We start from the raw sequence: 14,431 nt of genomic DNA, 5'->3' as shown, positions 1-14,431 counted from the left end.
CTGGACAGCATTGTGACGAACATGGTCTTCATGCCGGTCCTTCTGCCTCGGGACGGGGGCGCCCCGCCCGTCAAATGCTAGTAAGGGTACCCTTAGCTGAGAGCCGGATCACAAAGTGCCAAGATGATCGCATGCGCATGGATCACGTCTCTTACGCCTGTGAACACGATGGCCTCGCGGCCACTACCGAACGTATTGCAACTGCCCTCGGCGTTGAGGCAGTGAAGGGTGGCGTACACCCCCGGTTCGGAACCCGAAATATGATCATCCCGCTCGCCGGCCACAAGTACCTGGAAGTCGTCGAGGTCCTGGACCACCCGGCGTCGGACAAGGCACCGTTCGGCCAGGCCGTGCGGGCCCGCTCCGCTGCTGGTGGCGGCTGGATGGGCTGGTGCGTCGAAGTGGACGACCTCGCCCCCTTCGAGGAACGCCTTGGCCGCGCCGCCGTGAACGGCAACCGCAAGTTCCCGGACGGCCGCGAGCTGGTCTGGAAGCAGATTGGCATCCTGGGCCTCATCGCCGATCCCCAGGTGCCGTACATGCTCAAGTGGGAGGGCGATCCCTCACTCCACCCGTCCAACGCGTACGAGAGCAACCTCAAGATGAGCTGCCTGACCATCGCCGGTTCCGCCTCCCGCGTAACCGAGTGGCTGGGCGAGCCGGTGGAGAAACCGCTTGAGGACGTTGCGGTCGAGTGGGTGGCCCCGCACGGAACACCGGGCATCCTCTCGGTCACCTTTGAAACCGCCAACGGAGCCGTCACTATCTGACCCTCCAGCCCCTTCCCTTCCGGCTTTTCCGGGAGGATCCCGGGTTGCTCCCGGGCAAGCTTCGGCCGCCATTAGGTGGTGACAACGGCGTCACCACCCAATGGCGGCGGAATTCATTTAAGTGCTATCTGCTGTTGCAAAGTGCGGTGCCGCATATTCTTCTGCGCCACACGTGCTCCTTTCGTGCCGGAAACTTGGGCCGCGAAAAGGAACCTCCGCATGGAAAACGTACGACGACGGCAGGCGGCTTCGGTGCTCGGCCCGCCCGGGCGGTCAGCGGCACAGGCGCAGCTCATAATGTCAGACCCCTGTTGGATGATTCTTCTATGGGTATAGGAGTTGAGGCGGCAAGGGCACCGGAAGGTGTTCACGCCTGCATTGCTGCCCTTGATGCGCTGCACCGTGAAGACGCATTTATAGCTGCCGGAGTGGGTGCTGGTTCCGATGTAGATGTTCTGCAGCGGCGGTATGAGATCCGGCTGGAGCGTCTGGAACTTCGGTCCCGGCTCACGGCGCAACTCGCGGCCGGACAGGCACAGGACGCCGCCGACGCCGCGGGGTTCCAGGAGGCGATGACTCCGCCGGACGCCTCCGTTCAGGACCGCACTTACGCCGAAATGTCCGTTGTGGAGGAGATCGCCGGGGTCCTGACCATCAGTTCCGCCGCAGCAGGCGCGTTGGTGGACCAGTCCCGCCGGATCTGCTCCCTGCCACACGTGTTTGAGGCACTGGCCGCGGGCGTGATGTCGTGGCAGCACGCGAAGATCATCGCAGACGAAACCGAAGGCCTCACCCCTGAGGGTGCGGCGTCACTCGTGGCGCACTTCTTCGACCCCAACGTACCCCACCCCGCCCGCGGCGCCGCTCCAGGCGAACTCATCCCCTTCCGGTTCCGGGCCAAGGTCCGTGCCTGGCGCGAACGCCACCACCCCGACTCCATCGAAAAACGCCACGCCAAAGGCTGCGCCGACCGAAGGATGGAGTACACCCCGGACCGCGACGGCATGGCCCGGGTCACGCTCTACCTGCCCGGCGACGCCGCGTGCGCCATCTGGAACCGCACCACCGCGATCGCCCGCGGCCTCCAAGGCCCCAACGAACCACGCACCCTCACCCAACTCCGCCCCGACATCGCAGCAGCACGACTCCTCAGCACCGGCAACACCCTGACCGGCACCGGCAACACCACCACCGATGGGGGCGGGCCCGCTGACCCGACACAGGGCGCGGCCAGCGGTGACGCGCTTCGGGGTGCGATGGTCCTTTCTGCTCCCCATGATGCAACGGGGCAGGGCAGCGACAACGCTTCCGGGAGTGCCGCCACTTCAACGGCCGTCACAAAAATCGGCGAAGTCCCCACCCCGCGGGCCGATGTACTCGTCATGGTGCCGGTGCTCTCGCTGCTCGGGGCGACCGAGGAGCCGGCGGTGCTGGACGGACTCGGACCCATCCCGGCATCCATGGCCCGCAAACTCGTCGCCGACGGTGCGGAGTCCTTCTACCGGGTCCTCGTCGACCCCAGGGACGGCGCGCCCTTGGAGATCGGCCGGAAGAACTACCGGCTTCCCGAGACCATCAAACGCTGGATCAGGATGCGCGACGGAAAGTGCACCTTCCCCGGCTGCACCAACCACACCCCCGACAACGACACCGACCACCTCAAAGCCTGGGAACACGGCGGCACCACCGGCACCAGCAACCTGGGACAACTCTGTCCCAAACACCACCGGCTCAAACACCACAGCCAGTGGACACCAAACCCGGCAACCAACAATGAACCACCCGGCTGGACCTCACCCACCGGCCGCCACTACAAACCTGAACACCCCCACCCCGAACCAACACACTTGCCACCAGGATTCCTGCCGACGGATGCTCCTGCGCGCGCCATCGAGGTGGCAGCACCACAAGAAGCCACTTCTCCGCTGGACCTAGCGCCACCATGGATCGGGCCGCACCTGTCGGAAGATCCGCAGTGGCAAGAATTCCTCGCAGAGATGCCGGTGTGGCCAGATCCGCCTGTCGAAGAACCACCGGGCGACAACGTGCTGGATTCAGACCAGCTGTGCCCTGCCGATCCTCTGTGGGATGAGTTCTATGCAAAGCCCTACGTACTGCCACCCGACCCGCAAGCGGACTGGCAGTTGCTGCTGTCGCAAATGTGATGGGGGTGATGTTCAGGACTCCACCGCTTATTCCGCGCAGGGATTATGACCGGGCCCGTGGCCTGCGGGCGTTGCTATCCCAGCCCGACCGCCTTACCGAAAAGGCTGAAGCCCACGAAAGCCACAATGTCCAGCAGGGCGTGGGCAATAACGAGCGGCATGACGCGCTTGGTGCGGGTGTAGAGCCAAGCGAAGACGACCCCCATCACGGCGTTGCCAATGAAAGGGCCGAAGCCCTGGTACAGGTGGTAGCTGCCCCGCAGCAGCGAGCTTACGGCGATGGCCAGTGGCGTGCTCCAGCCAAACTTGCCGAAGCGGTCCAAAAGGTACCCCACCACGATGACTTCCTCGAGCACCGCGTGGCGCATCGCCGAGAGGATCAGGACAGGAACTGTCCACCAGTATGCGTCCAGGGCACTGGGGATGATGGCAGTGGTGATGCCGAGCGCCCGGCCGGCCGCATAGAGCCCCAAGGACGGTATCCCGATCAGCGCGGCCAGCCCCAGGCCCTGCAGCAGGTCCTTTCCGGGCCGGGCGAAGTTGAACCCAAGCTTCCGGAAGGCTGAACCGGAGTTGCGCGCGTCGCCGGGGGAAGCCTGGCGCTGGTCAGTGAGGAAGTAGAGAACCAGCAGCACCGGAACCAGCGCAAAGATAATGTCGAGCAGCTGGTATGTCAGATCGAAGTACTCGCGGGTGCTCTGCGACCGGTTCAGGGTGGACGTGCCCTCGGCCAGCGGGGCGCGGGTCACCTTGTCGAGCAGCTGCACCACGGAGTACACAGCCGACTGGCCCAGGGAAAGGCCCAGGACGATCCAGACTTCGAGCCGCAGTCGACGGCGGGAGGGAACCAGCATGTTTCCATCTTGCCTTCAGATTCTGGATCCGGCCTGATGGAGCGGCAGGTGTCCAGCAGCCCGATAGGCCAGGGCCCCGCGCAGCGGCTCGGATTTAGGCCGGCGCCACAATCACTTCCGTGCCATTGGCTTCAAAGGCTGCCTTGTCGCGGGCAGAGATACCGGAGTCGGTGATCAGCCGGGTGAAGTTGTAGCCGTCCATGGTGGCAAAAGCCCGCACGCCGACTTTGGAGGAATCAGCCAGGACGTAGGAGACCCTGGCGCGGGAGGCGAGCAAGGCATTGACGGAGGCCTCCCCCTCCCCCGTGTTGGTGGGCCCCACCTCAGGATCGATGCCGTTGACGCCGATGAAGGCGATATCCAGCACCACTTTCTGCATGATGATGTCCGTGTAGGGTCCCACGAGTTCATACGAGCGCGGGTTGAGGATGCCGCCGGTAACCATCACCTTGATGTTCGGCCGCACCGCCAACTGGCCGGCGATGTTAATGGCATTCGTCACCACGGTGAGCGTCGGCTGGTTGGAGGGTGCGTTCAGGTCCTCACGGGTGGCCAGGATCTGCGCAAGCGCGGTGCTGGTGGTGCCCCCGCAGAGACCGATGACCGCACCCGGCCGAATCAAGGCAGAGGCGCACTGCGCGATTTGTTCCTTGGCTTCGGCATGGTCGTCGCGGTTGTAACGCCCCGGCAGGTCGTACGCCAGGGCACCGGTGGTGGCGCCCCCACGGGTCCGCGTCAGCAGGCGGCGCTTGGCAAGGCTGTCCAGGTCGCGCCGGGCGGTGGCGGGGGAAACGTTGAGGGTGCTGACGATCTCGTCGACCTCCACCTGGCCGGTCCTGGCCAGCAGGTCAAGAATCGCCGTCAACCGGTCGGTACGAGTCATGCAAGCGGGCCTTTCGATACATCAGCCACCGCTTTGGATGACGTTTCCTGATTATAAGCAGAAGGAAAAGATCAGGAACAATCATACAGGGGATGGGAACTAACGCTCCCGCACTCCTGCCCGCCACACAGCGTACGTCAGCGGCATTCCCGGCCGGTAGGCGAGATGCGTGGCGGACGGCGCGTTCAGCAGGTGCAGGTCGGCCCGGTGTCCGACGGCGATCGACCCCACGGCGCGTTCGCCGTCGGTATCCCGGCCGGTTTCCCTGCGCAACGCCAACGCCCCGCCGTAGGTCGCGGCACGGACGGCCTCGTGCACGCTCAAGCGCAGCTGGAGGACGGCAGTTGTCACGCAAAAGGCCATGGAACTGGTGTATGACGTGCCCGGATTGCAGTTGGAAGCCAGCGCCACCTGTACCCCGGCGTCGAGAAGTTCGCGGGCGGGGGCCAGCGGCTGGCGGGTGGAGAGGTCGCAGGCAGGCAGGCAGGTTGCAACGGTGCCCCGCTCGCCGGCTCCTGCGGCTGGATCCCAGCCCGACCAGGAGGCAGCCAGGGCTTTGACGTCCTGTGCAGCAAGGTAGTTAACGTGGTCCACGCTCGCGGCTCCAAGCTCCAGGGCAAGCTGCACGCCAGGGCCTTCACCGAGCTGGTTGCCGTGCACGCGCAGCCCCAGCCCGGCGTCGCGGCATGCCACCAGCACGCGGCGGGACTGCTCGGCGTTGAATGCGCCCTCTTCGCAGAAGACATCAGCCCACTGGACGTAAGGGAGGACCGCGTCGAGCATCGGCCCGCAGACCAGGTCCGTGTAGGCCTCCGGGTCCTGCCCGGCGGGCACCAGGTGGGCGCCGAGGTAGGTCACCTGGTCCGCGATGGTGGAGGCAATGCGCGCACTCCGGGCCTCGTTCTCAACGTCCAGCCCATAGCCGGTCTTGGTTTCGAGGTACGTGGTTCCCTGCGAGACGGCCTCGGCCACCCTGCCCATCGCCAGCCGGGTGAGGTCGAAATCGGACGTGGCACGCGTGGCGTTCATGGTGACGGCGATGCCACCGGCGGCATAGGACTCCCCTGCCATCCGGGCTTCGAATTCGGCAGTGCGGTCCCCGGCGAACAGCAGGTGGCTGTGCGAGTCCACCCACCCCGGCAGCATGGCGCGCCCGCCGGCGTCAACGGCGTCATCCGCCGCCGGAGCATCGGCCGCCGCCCCGATCCAGGAGATCCGTTCACCCTCGACCACCACCGCCGCATCCTTCAAAACCCGGTGCTCCAGGTCCTGCGTCATCAGCTCGGCGATGTTGGTGATCAAGGTGCTCATGGAATCATTCTTCAGCGTCGGATGGACCAGCGGGTCGCCGCCAGTGCCAGAGCTGTCCGGGATTCCGGACGGTCCGCAGCCCCGCCGGACGCCGCCGGACCGGAAAGAATCTGATCCGCTGCAAGCTCCGCCAGGGCCGCAGAGGTCTGGAAGCCGTAGCCACCCTGCCCGGCAAGCCAGTAAAACCCGGCAGCTTCGGCGTCGAACCCTGCCACCGGCACCCCGTCCGCCGCCTCGGTGCGCAGGCCCGTCCAGGCCCGGCGGATTCCGGTAATCCCCAAGCTGGTGATCGCATTGAGCTTTTCCACCAGGCGCTCCACGTCCCCCGGGCGGGGGCGCGCATCCTCAGGGCCGCTGGGTACGGTTTCCGAGGGAGAAATCAGGACGTCCTGGCCGTCAGGACGGAAATAAAACGTGTTGTCCGCCCCGGCCACCATGGGGGTGGCAGCCGGCAAGGGATGGTCAACGGCGGCAATCGCCGCGGTGCGCCGGTACGGCTGGAGGCCCAGCTTTTCCACGCCGCTGAGCACCGCCAGCTCGTCTGCCCAGGCGCCTGCAGCATTGACCAGCACCGCGGCCTCAAAACCCTCGGCACCGGCGCCCACTTGCCACCCGGAACCGAGCCGTTGCGCGGAATGCACGCGGGCGCCGGTGATGATGTCTGCGCCAGCGGAGAGCGCGCGCTTGCGGTGCTCCTCCAGCAGAAGGGGCGCATTGCAGCCAAAGGAGCCGGTATCCAGTCCGGCGGCTGCAAAGGTTCCCGGGAGCAGCGCTGGACAGAGCCCAAGGGCACGGTCCACCGGAATGGGCTGCATGTGTCCGCTGGCTTCCGCGGCGACATCCTCCGCAGAGCCCACCAGCATGAAACTGCGCGGCGTCAGGACGGGCTCCGCCGATTCCGCGTCGCGTGCCGCGAGCAGCTCAAGGGTCCGGACGGTGAGCTCCTGCACCACGGGAGGCCCGTAGCTGGGAATCAGCTGGCGGGCGGAGCGGGAGGACGTGTGGTACGCCAGCTCCTGCTCCGCCTCCACCAGCGCAACGCTGCAGCGGCCGGCAAGCGCGGACGCCAGGGACAGGCCGGCGATGCCGCCGCCCACAATTAGGACATCGTAGTGTGCTGCCATCCGTCCATCCTGACAGAGTTCCTGCGAACTGGAACCCCGCCTTCGGGGACTCCTGTCAGGCTGCTGCCTCGGCCCGGCTGGCGACGAACGCACCTACGCACGCTTCGACGTCGTCCGCTGAGTGCGCAGCGGAGAGCTGCACCCGGATCCTGGCGGCACCGCGCGGGACCACGGGGAAACTGAAGGCGGTGACGAAGACGCCGTGCTGCAGCATCCGGTCCGCCACTTTGGCGGCCATGACGGCGTCGCCGAACATGACCGGCACGATGGCGTGCTCGCCGGGGAGCAGGTCGAAGCCTTCCTCGGTCATGCGGCGGCGGAACAGTTCGGCGTTTTCGAACAGGCGGCGGCGCAGGTCGGCCGAGTTCTGCACCAGGTCCAGCGCCTTGAGGGTGGCGGCAACGATGGCCGGTGCCAAGGAGTTGGAGAACAGGTAGGGCCGCGCTTTTTGGCGCAGCATGGCGACGATCTCGCCCCGCCCCGAGACGTAGCCGCCGGATGCTCCACCCAAGGCCTTGCCGAAGGTGCCGGTGTAGATGTCAACCCGGTCAGAGACGCCGGCGTGCTCGGGGGTGCCGGCGCCGGTGCCGCCCATGAAGCCCACTGCGTGGGAGTCGTCCACCATGACCATGGCGCCGTACTTTTCGGCGAGGTCGCAGATGGCCTCGAGCGGGGCCAGGAACCCGTCCATCGAGAACACGCCGTCGGTGACGATGAGTTTCCGGCGGGCGTCCTGTGCCTCCTGCAGGCGGGCCTCGAGTTCGGCCATGTCCTGGTTGGCGTAGCGGTAGCGGCGGGCCTTGCAGAGGCGGATGCCGTCGATGATGGAGGCGTGGTTGAGCGCGTCGGAGATTACGGCGTCGTCCGGGCCCAACAGGGACTCGAACACGCCGCCGTTGGCGTCGAAGCAGCTGGAGAACAGGATGGTGTCTTCTGTGCCCAGGAACGTGGAAACCTTGGCTTCCAGCTCAAGGTGCAGGTCCTGGGTGCCGCAGATGAAGCGGACGCTGGCCATGCCGAAGCCGCGCTCATCCATGGCGGCCTTGGCGGTGCTGATGATGTCCGGATGGTCGGCCAGGCCCAGGTAGTTGTTGGCGCAGAAGTTGAGCACGTCGGCTCCCGGGCCGCCGATTTGCCCGGCGGTGATGTGGCTGGACTGGGGCGAGCTGATGCTGCGTTCGGTCTTGTACAGTCCCGCGCTGCGGATCCCGTCCAGTTCTTCGCGCAGCTGGTCCTTGATGGAGGTGTACATGGGATTCCTTACAGTCGGGTCCAGTCGAGGACAACTTTGCCACCCACGCCGCTGCGGGCAATTTCGAGGCCTTTTTCCCATTCCGTGGCGGGCAGCGTGTCCGTCACCACGGCGGAGATGCCGGCGTGCAGCACCGCGTTGGAGGAGAGCATGGCACTCATGGCGTACCAGGTTTCGTACATTTCGCGGCCGTAGATGCCCTTGAGCGTGAGCATGTGGGTGACCACCTTGCCCCAGTCGATGGTGATCGCCTGGCTGGGCAGGCCCAGCATGGCGATCCGGCCGCCGTGGTTCATGTTGTCGATCATTTCAGGCAGGGCGGAGGGGTGGCCGGACATTTCCATGCCGACGTCGAAGCCTTCGCGCATGCCCAGCTCACGTTGGGCGTCGCGCACCCGGGTGGTGGAGACGTCGATCGCCAGGTCGGCTCCGAGCTGCCGTGCCAGGTCCAGCCGCGGCCGGGAAACATCCGTGATGGCGATCTTCCGCGCGCCGGCGTGCCGGGCAACGGCGATGGCCATGAGGCCGATGGGGCCCGCCCCCGTGATGAGCACGTCCTCCCCCACCAGCGGAAAGCTGAGGGCAGTGTGGACGGCATTTCCGAAGGGGTCGAAGATGGCGCCGAGCTCGGGCGTAACGGAGGGGTCGTGGTGGACCCAGACGTTGGTTTCGGGGATGACCACGTACTCGGCGAAGGCGCCATCACGCTGGACTCCCACGCTGACCGTGTGGATGCACATCTGGCGGCGTCCGGCCCGGCAGTTCCGGCAGATGCCGCAGACCACGTGGCCTTCGCCGGAGACCCTGTCCCCGACCTTGACCTCCCGGACGTCCTCGCCCACTTCCACCACTTCGCCGTAGAACTCGTGGCCGGCAATCAGGGGGGCTTCGATGATCCCCTGCGCCCAGGCGTCCCAGGACTGGATGTGCAGATCCGTGCCGCAGATTCCGGTGGTCATGACCCGGATCTTCACGTCAGCCGGGCCTGCTGCGGGTTCGGGCCGTTCGACGAGCTCGAATCCGGCGTGGGGGCCGGCTTTATACAGGGCCTTCATTGGCATCCTTACTGCTTGGCATTCAATCTGCGGGGTACGTCCCCATTGAAGCCCTGACGATGCTTTAGCACAACAGGGATTTTCTCAATCGACGATGTAGCTATTGCTAATGATTAGAGTGGATGTATGGAGGTTCATCAGCTTGAGATCCTGCGGGAACTGGGCGCCCTGGGCAGTGTGAAGGCCGTGGCCGATACGCTCATGGTCACCCCGTCGGCAGTGTCGCAGCAACTGGCGCACCTGCAGCGCACCGTGGAGGTGCCGCTGACGCGCAAGGAGGGCCGGAACCTGGTGCTGACGGAGGCCGGCCAGGTTCTCGCTGACGCGGGCGCCGCCGTCGTCAGCGCCATGGCCGATGCCCGTGGCGCTCTCGGTACTTACCACGGCTCGCCCGCCGGAAGGGTGACCGTCAGCGGCTTCCACAGCGCGGGGCAGGCCCTGTTCGCGCCGCTGGCCCGCATGTTGGACCGGCCGGAGCACCCGCGGATCGAGCTGTCCGACGAGGACGTTGCCCAGCAGGACTTCCCGGCCCTCACCGCCCGGTATGACCTGGTACTGGCCCACCGCATGGACCACAGTCCCCGCTGGCCCGCGGAACGGGTTGCCGTGATCCCCCTGGCCCATGAGCCCCTGGACGTGGCGCTGCCCGCAAACCACCCCTTGGCCCAAAAGGAAACAGTCACGGCGGACGACGTCGGTGCAGAGGCCTGGGTGACCAGCCACCCCGGCTACTCCCCCGCCGATGTCCTGTCCGCCGTCGCAGCCGTCACCAGCCGCGAGCCGAACATCGTCCACCGCATCAACGACTACTCCACCGTGGCGGCGCTGGTGGCTGCCGGCGGCGTGGTGGGTTTGCTGCCCAGATACACGGCGGGGCCGGTCCTGAACCCGGACATCGTACTTCGTCCGCTGGAGGGCATCAGCACCCGCCGCAGGATTGACCTGCTGGCCCGGCCGGAGAACCTGAAACGGCGGTCCGTGGTGATGGTGTGCGAGGCCCTGGAAGACATCATGGCGGGGTTGGTGAAACAGGGCTGAGCCCAGCGTCACCAACCACAGCTACGAGTCCTGGTCGTCCAGGTGGTTGCCCTTGCCCATCTTGTGCCCAAGTCCTTGGCCGTGTCCCAGCCCACGTCCCAACCCGCGTCCCAAGCCAAGGCCGGGCCCGTCGCCGGCGCCCTTCACGATCCGCGTGGCCGCGGCTTTGTCCCCGTCCTTGACGCCGGCGATTCGCACTGTGTCCCCGGCGGCGATGTCCGCGATGGTCCCATCCGTCGGCTTAAGGCGCTTGCCGTCGTCGCCCGTTGCTCCTGGGCTGGGCGTTGCCTCCGGGCTGGCCGTTGCTCCCGGGCTGCCTGCGGACCCTGGGCTGGCCGGCGCTGCCGGAAGCCTGACGATCTTCGTATCGCCATTGACGGTGAAGGCCTGGGAGAAGCCGTCCTCGCTCTTGACGGTGATGACCGAGTCGCTGACCGATTCCACGGTGCCGCGCTGTTCCAGGACAGTCTGGAAGGTGCCGTCGGCCTTCTTGACCACGGCTTCGCCGTGCAGGGGCTGCCCGTGCTGGGTCTTGCCGGGCTTGTTGTGCCCTGGCGCGTTGCCGGAGTTGCCGGGCGCTGTTTGTGAGAGCGGGGGCGTTGATGTCGGCGCTCCTGTGGCGGACCATGCCAGCGCGGCGCCCGTCCCGGTCAGCGCCAGGGCCACGGCCCCGGCGAGCACTGCCTTGCGCATCCCCTTTGGTTCCCGGACCACCATGGTTGTTCCTCCCGCACGCTGCCAGGGCACCGGCGCCCTGTGGGCTCCAGTGTAAGTCCGACACGGGCGGCCAACCACGGGTACTTTCAGTGACGGCCACCCGAGTACTTAAAGGCAACTGGGTCGCAGTTGATGCCGTTATGAGGGCTCAAAACGGCATCTACTGCGACCCAGTTGGGTGGGAGCGCTAGACGGTGACGCCCAGCTTCTCCAGGATCAGTTCCTTCACGCGGCCGGCGTCGGCCTGTCCACGGGTAGCCTTCATGACCCCGCCCACGATCGCGCCGATGGCCTGGACCTTGCCGCCACGGATCTTGTCCGCGACGTCGGGCTGCGCGGCGAGTGCGGCGTCGATGGCTTCCAGGAGGGGCCCGTCGTCGGATACGACGGCGAGGCCGCGCTTCTCCACGATCTCCTCCGGGGTGCCCTCACCGGCGAGCACGGCGTCCAGCACCTGGGAGGCCATCTTGTTGTTGATCTTGCCCGCCTCAACCATGCGGCTCAGCTCCACCACCGTGGCAGCCTCTACGCCCAGCTGGCCGGGATCGACGTCGGCAGCCTTGGCGCGGCCCACAATCTCACCCATCCACCACTTGCGGGCCACGGATGCGGTGGCGCCGGCGGCGATGGTCTCCTCGATCTCGTCCAGGACGCCGGCGTTGACCACGTCGCGGAATTCGAGGTCGGAGTAGCCCCAGTCGGCCTTCAGTCGCTTGCGGCGCTCGGCCGGCGGCTCGGGCAGGGTGGCACGCAGTTCCTCCACCCACTCGCGGGACGCCACCACGGGAACCAGGTCCGGTTCCGGGAAGTAGCGGTAGTCGTCGGCGTCGGACTTGGCGCGGCCGGACGTGGTGGTCCGGGTGTCCTCGTGCCAGTGCCGGGTCTCCTGGATCACCGGCTCACCCGAGTCCAGGACAGCGGCGTGGCGCTGGATCTCGTAGCGGACGGCGTGCTCCACGGCGCGCAGCGAGTTCACGTTCTTGGTCTCGGAACGGATGCCGAACCGCTCACGGCCGTGCGGGCGGAGCGAAACGTTCGCATCGCAGCGGACGTTGCCCCGTTCCATCTTCGCGTCGGACACACCCAGGTTCTTCACGATCTCCCGGACGGCCGCCACGTAGGCCTTGGCCAGTTCCGGTGCGCGGGACCCGGCACCCTCGATGGGCTTGGTGACGATTTCCACCAGCGGAACACCGGCACGGTTGTAGTCCACCAGCGAGAAGTCGGCGCCCTGGATCCGGCCGGTGGCGCCGCCCATGTGGGTCAGCTTCCCGGCGTCCTCCTCCATGTGCGCGCGCTCGATCTCCACGCGGAACACGGTGCCGTCCTCGAGCTCAACGTCCAGGTAGCCGTCGTAGGCGATGGGCTCGTCGTACTGGGACGTCTGGAAGTTCTTGGGGGTGTCCGGGTAGAAGTACTGCTTCCGGGCGAAGCGGCAGGATTCGGCGATCTTGCAGTTCAGCGCCAGGCCGATCTTGATGGAGGACTCGATGGCCGTCTTGTTCACCACGGGCAGGACGCCGGGCATGCCCAGGTCCACCTCGTTGACGTTGGTGTTGGGCTCGTCGCCGAAGACGTTGGGGGCGGAGGAGAACATCTTGGTCTTGGTGTTCAGCTCCACGTGGACCTCGAACCCCAGAACGGGATCGTACTTCTCCATGGCCTCGTCGAAGCTCAGGATGTCATCAGTGCTCATTATTTTGCCTCCTGGGTTTCGAGGGTTCCGGCAACGGCAAGGTCGGGAGCCTGGGCCAGCAGCGGCCCGCCCCACTTGGCTTCGAGCAGCGATTCAAGGACCGCACCCACCCGGTACAGCCGGGCGTCCTCGCGGGCCGGGGCCAGCAACTGGATACCGACAGGCAGCCCGTCCTCGTCCGCCAGGCCGCCAGGCAGCGACAGGCCGGGGACGCCGGCAAGGTTGGCGGGGATGGTGGCGACGTCGTTGAGGTACATGGCCAGCGGATCGTCCAGTTTTTCGCCGAGCGGGAACGCCGTGGTGGGGGCGGTGGGCGAGATCAGGACGTCAGCCTGCGCAAAGGCGGCCTCGAAGTCACGCTGCACCAGCGTGCGGACCTTCTGCGCGGAGCCGTAGTAGGCGTCGTAGTAACCGGCGGACAGGGCGTAGGTGCCCAGGATGATCCGGCGCTTGACTTCGTCGCCGAAGCCGGCGGCGCGGGTGGCACCCATCACGCGTTCGATGGTCATGGGGCCCTCTTCGGGGAGGACGCGCAGGCCGTACCGGACGCCGTCGAACTTGGCCAGGTTGGAAGAGGCCTCGGACGGCATGATCAGGTAGTAGGCGCCCAGGGCGTACTGGAAGTTGGGGCAGGAGACCTCCACGATCTCCGCGCCGGCTTCCTTGAGCAGCTCCAGGGCATCGTTGAAGCGGTTTTCGACGCCGGCCTGGTAGCCCTCGCCGTGCAGTTCCTTGATGATGCCGATCCGCAGGCCCTCGACGTTGCCGGTCTTCGCGGCGGCAACGAGGTCCGCCAGGGGTTCGGGCAGCGAGGTGGAGTCGCGGGGATCGTGGCCGCCGATGACCTGGTGCAGGAGCGCGGAGTCCAGCACGGTGCGGGTGACGGGGCCGATCTGGTCCAGGGAGGACGCCATGGCGATGGCGCCGTAGCGGGAGACGCTGCCGTAGGTGGGCTTCACGCCAACGGTTCCGGTGACGGCGCCGGGCTGGCGGATGGAGCCGCCGGTGTCCGTACCCAGGGCCAGGGGCGCCTCGAAAGCGGCGACGGCGGCAGCAGAGCCACCACCCGAGCCGCCGGGGATCCGGTCCAGGTCCCAGGGGTTGCGGGTGGGGCCGTAGGCGGAGTGCTCCGTGGATGAGCCCATGGCGAACTCGTCCAGGTTGGTCTTGCCCAGGATGGGCATCTTTGCGGCGCGAAGGCGTTCCACCACGGTGGCGTCGTACGGGCTGTGCCAGCCTTCGAGGATCTTCGAGCCGGCGGTGGTGGGCTGGCCAACGGTGACGATCAGGTCCTTGACGGCGATGGGGACGCCGGCCAGGTAGTGCAGAGCTTCGGCTTCCGCTCCGCCGGCGGCGCGGATGGCGTCCACCTCCGCGGCGACGGCGAGCGCTTCCTCCGCGTTGACGTGCAGGAAGGCGTTGACCTTCCCGTCGACGGCGGCAATGCGGTCCAGGTGGGCCTGGGTGGCTTCGACGGCGGTGACCTCGCCGGCGCGCAGTTTCTCGGCAAGCTGTGCGGCGGACAGCCGGATCAGGGTGCCGGCGCTGGTGTTCTTTTCAGTCATG

At 66.8% G+C, this 14,431-nt stretch carries 12 protein-coding genes; 3 read left to right on the top strand and 9 right to left on the bottom strand.

What is annotated here, in order from left to right:
• Positions 1–131: 131 nt before the first annotated feature.
• Positions 132–770: a VOC family protein gene (locus ACTHQS_RS01900; RefSeq protein ID WP_175318149.1), complete on the top strand. Its 639-nt coding sequence runs from the start codon at positions 132–134 to the stop codon at positions 768–770.
• A gap of 326 nt (positions 771–1,096) precedes the next feature.
• The gene (locus ACTHQS_RS01895) at positions 1,097–2,935 is read left to right on the top strand and encodes an HNH endonuclease signature motif containing protein (protein ID WP_440165556.1); all 1,839 of its coding nucleotides are present in this window, start codon (positions 1,097–1,099) and stop codon (positions 2,933–2,935) included.
• 74 nt (positions 2,936–3,009) lie between these two features.
• On the opposite strand, the gene ACTHQS_RS01890 is transcribed toward ACTHQS_RS01895, so the two are convergent.
• From ACTHQS_RS01890 to tdh, 6 genes are all read right to left on the bottom strand, one after another.
• Positions 3,010–3,789 (bottom strand): CPBP family intramembrane glutamic endopeptidase, encoded by a 780-nt coding sequence (locus tag ACTHQS_RS01890; RefSeq protein ID WP_440165554.1) that lies wholly within the window; start codon positions 3,787–3,789, stop codon positions 3,010–3,012.
• Positions 3,790–3,883: 94 nt separating this feature from the next.
• Positions 3,884–4,672 carry a DeoR/GlpR family DNA-binding transcription regulator gene (locus ACTHQS_RS01885; protein ID WP_440165552.1) on the bottom strand — a complete coding sequence of 263 codons (789 nt, stop codon included), beginning with the start codon at positions 4,670–4,672 and terminating at the stop codon, positions 3,884–3,886.
• A 99-nt stretch (positions 4,673–4,771) separates the two neighbouring features.
• On the bottom strand, positions 4,772–5,983 hold the full coding sequence (gene hutI / locus ACTHQS_RS01880) for an imidazolonepropionase (RefSeq protein ID WP_440165550.1): 1,212 nt from the start codon (positions 5,981–5,983) through the stop codon (positions 4,772–4,774).
• Positions 5,984–5,994: 11 nt separating this feature from the next.
• Positions 5,995–7,107, bottom strand: coding sequence for an NAD(P)/FAD-dependent oxidoreductase (locus ACTHQS_RS01875; protein WP_440165548.1), 1,113 nt, complete (start codon positions 7,105–7,107; stop codon positions 5,995–5,997).
• A gap of 55 nt (positions 7,108–7,162) precedes the next feature.
• A complete protein-coding gene (locus ACTHQS_RS01870; protein ID WP_440165546.1) occupies positions 7,163–8,359 on the bottom strand; it encodes a glycine C-acetyltransferase in 1,197 nt (398 codons plus the stop codon).
• Positions 8,360–8,367: 8 nt separating this feature from the next.
• Positions 8,368–9,414 (bottom strand): L-threonine 3-dehydrogenase, encoded by a 1,047-nt coding sequence (tdh, locus tag ACTHQS_RS01865; RefSeq protein WP_440165544.1) that lies wholly within the window; start codon positions 9,412–9,414, stop codon positions 8,368–8,370.
• A 126-nt stretch (positions 9,415–9,540) separates the two neighbouring features.
• Here tdh and ACTHQS_RS01860 point away from each other — a divergent pair, with 126 nt between their 5' ends.
• Positions 9,541–10,452, top strand: coding sequence for a LysR family transcriptional regulator (locus tag ACTHQS_RS01860; protein WP_440165542.1), 912 nt, complete (start codon positions 9,541–9,543; stop codon positions 10,450–10,452).
• A gap of 21 nt (positions 10,453–10,473) precedes the next feature.
• Here ACTHQS_RS01860 and ACTHQS_RS01855 read toward each other — a convergent pair whose 3' ends face one another.
• The 3 genes from ACTHQS_RS01855 to gatA all read right to left on the bottom strand — a co-directional run bounded on the left by ACTHQS_RS01855 (position 10,474) and on the right by gatA (position 14,430).
• Complete coding sequence (locus ACTHQS_RS01855) at positions 10,474–11,169, bottom strand: hypothetical protein (RefSeq protein ID WP_440165540.1); 696 nt, start codon at positions 11,167–11,169, stop codon at positions 10,474–10,476.
• A gap of 187 nt (positions 11,170–11,356) precedes the next feature.
• Complete coding sequence (gene gatB / locus ACTHQS_RS01850) at positions 11,357–12,865, bottom strand: Asp-tRNA(Asn)/Glu-tRNA(Gln) amidotransferase subunit GatB (RefSeq protein WP_255174957.1); 1,509 nt, start codon at positions 12,863–12,865, stop codon at positions 11,357–11,359.
• Entirely contained in the window at positions 12,865–14,430 is a 1,566-nt protein-coding gene (gene gatA / locus ACTHQS_RS01845; protein ID WP_440165539.1) for an Asp-tRNA(Asn)/Glu-tRNA(Gln) amidotransferase subunit GatA, read from the bottom strand. The genes gatB and gatA overlap by 1 nt, the downstream gene beginning before the upstream one ends.
• Position 14,431 lies beyond the last annotated feature (1 nt).

This window comes from Arthrobacter sp. SAFR-044 (genome assembly GCF_051965175.1).
Lineage (GTDB): Bacteria > Actinomycetota > Actinomycetes > Actinomycetales > Micrococcaceae > Arthrobacter.
Note: the sequence above shows the minus strand (reverse complement) of the source record. Positions and strands in the feature narration are given on the sequence as shown.

Excerpts from the sequence above, each read along its gene's own strand:
- ACTHQS_RS01900 (WP_175318149.1), top strand. The coding sequence starts at position 132 with ATGCGCATGGATCACGTCTCTTACGCCTGTGAACACGATGGCCTCGCG.
- ACTHQS_RS01895 (WP_440165556.1), top strand. The coding sequence starts at position 1,097 with ATGGGTATAGGAGTTGAGGCGGCAAGGGCACCGGAAGGTGTTCACGCC.
- ACTHQS_RS01890 (WP_440165554.1), bottom strand. The coding sequence starts at position 3,789 with ATGCTGGTTCCCTCCCGCCGTCGACTGCGGCTCGAAGTCTGGATCGTC.
- ACTHQS_RS01885 (WP_440165552.1), bottom strand. The coding sequence starts at position 4,672 with ATGACTCGTACCGACCGGTTGACGGCGATTCTTGACCTGCTGGCCAGG.
- hutI (WP_440165550.1), bottom strand. The coding sequence starts at position 5,983 with ATGAGCACCTTGATCACCAACATCGCCGAGCTGATGACGCAGGACCTG.
- ACTHQS_RS01875 (WP_440165548.1), bottom strand. The coding sequence starts at position 7,107 with ATGGCAGCACACTACGATGTCCTAATTGTGGGCGGCGGCATCGCCGGC.
- ACTHQS_RS01870 (WP_440165546.1), bottom strand. The coding sequence starts at position 8,359 with ATGTACACCTCCATCAAGGACCAGCTGCGCGAAGAACTGGACGGGATC.
- tdh (WP_440165544.1), bottom strand. The coding sequence starts at position 9,414 with ATGAAGGCCCTGTATAAAGCCGGCCCCCACGCCGGATTCGAGCTCGTC.
- ACTHQS_RS01860 (WP_440165542.1), top strand. The coding sequence starts at position 9,541 with ATGGAGGTTCATCAGCTTGAGATCCTGCGGGAACTGGGCGCCCTGGGC.
- ACTHQS_RS01855 (WP_440165540.1), bottom strand. The coding sequence starts at position 11,169 with ATGGTGGTCCGGGAACCAAAGGGGATGCGCAAGGCAGTGCTCGCCGGG.
- gatB (WP_255174957.1), bottom strand. The coding sequence starts at position 12,865 with ATGAGCACTGATGACATCCTGAGCTTCGACGAGGCCATGGAGAAGTAC.
- gatA (WP_440165539.1), bottom strand. The coding sequence starts at position 14,430 with ATGACTGAAAAGAACACCAGCGCCGGCACCCTGATCCGGCTGTCCGCC.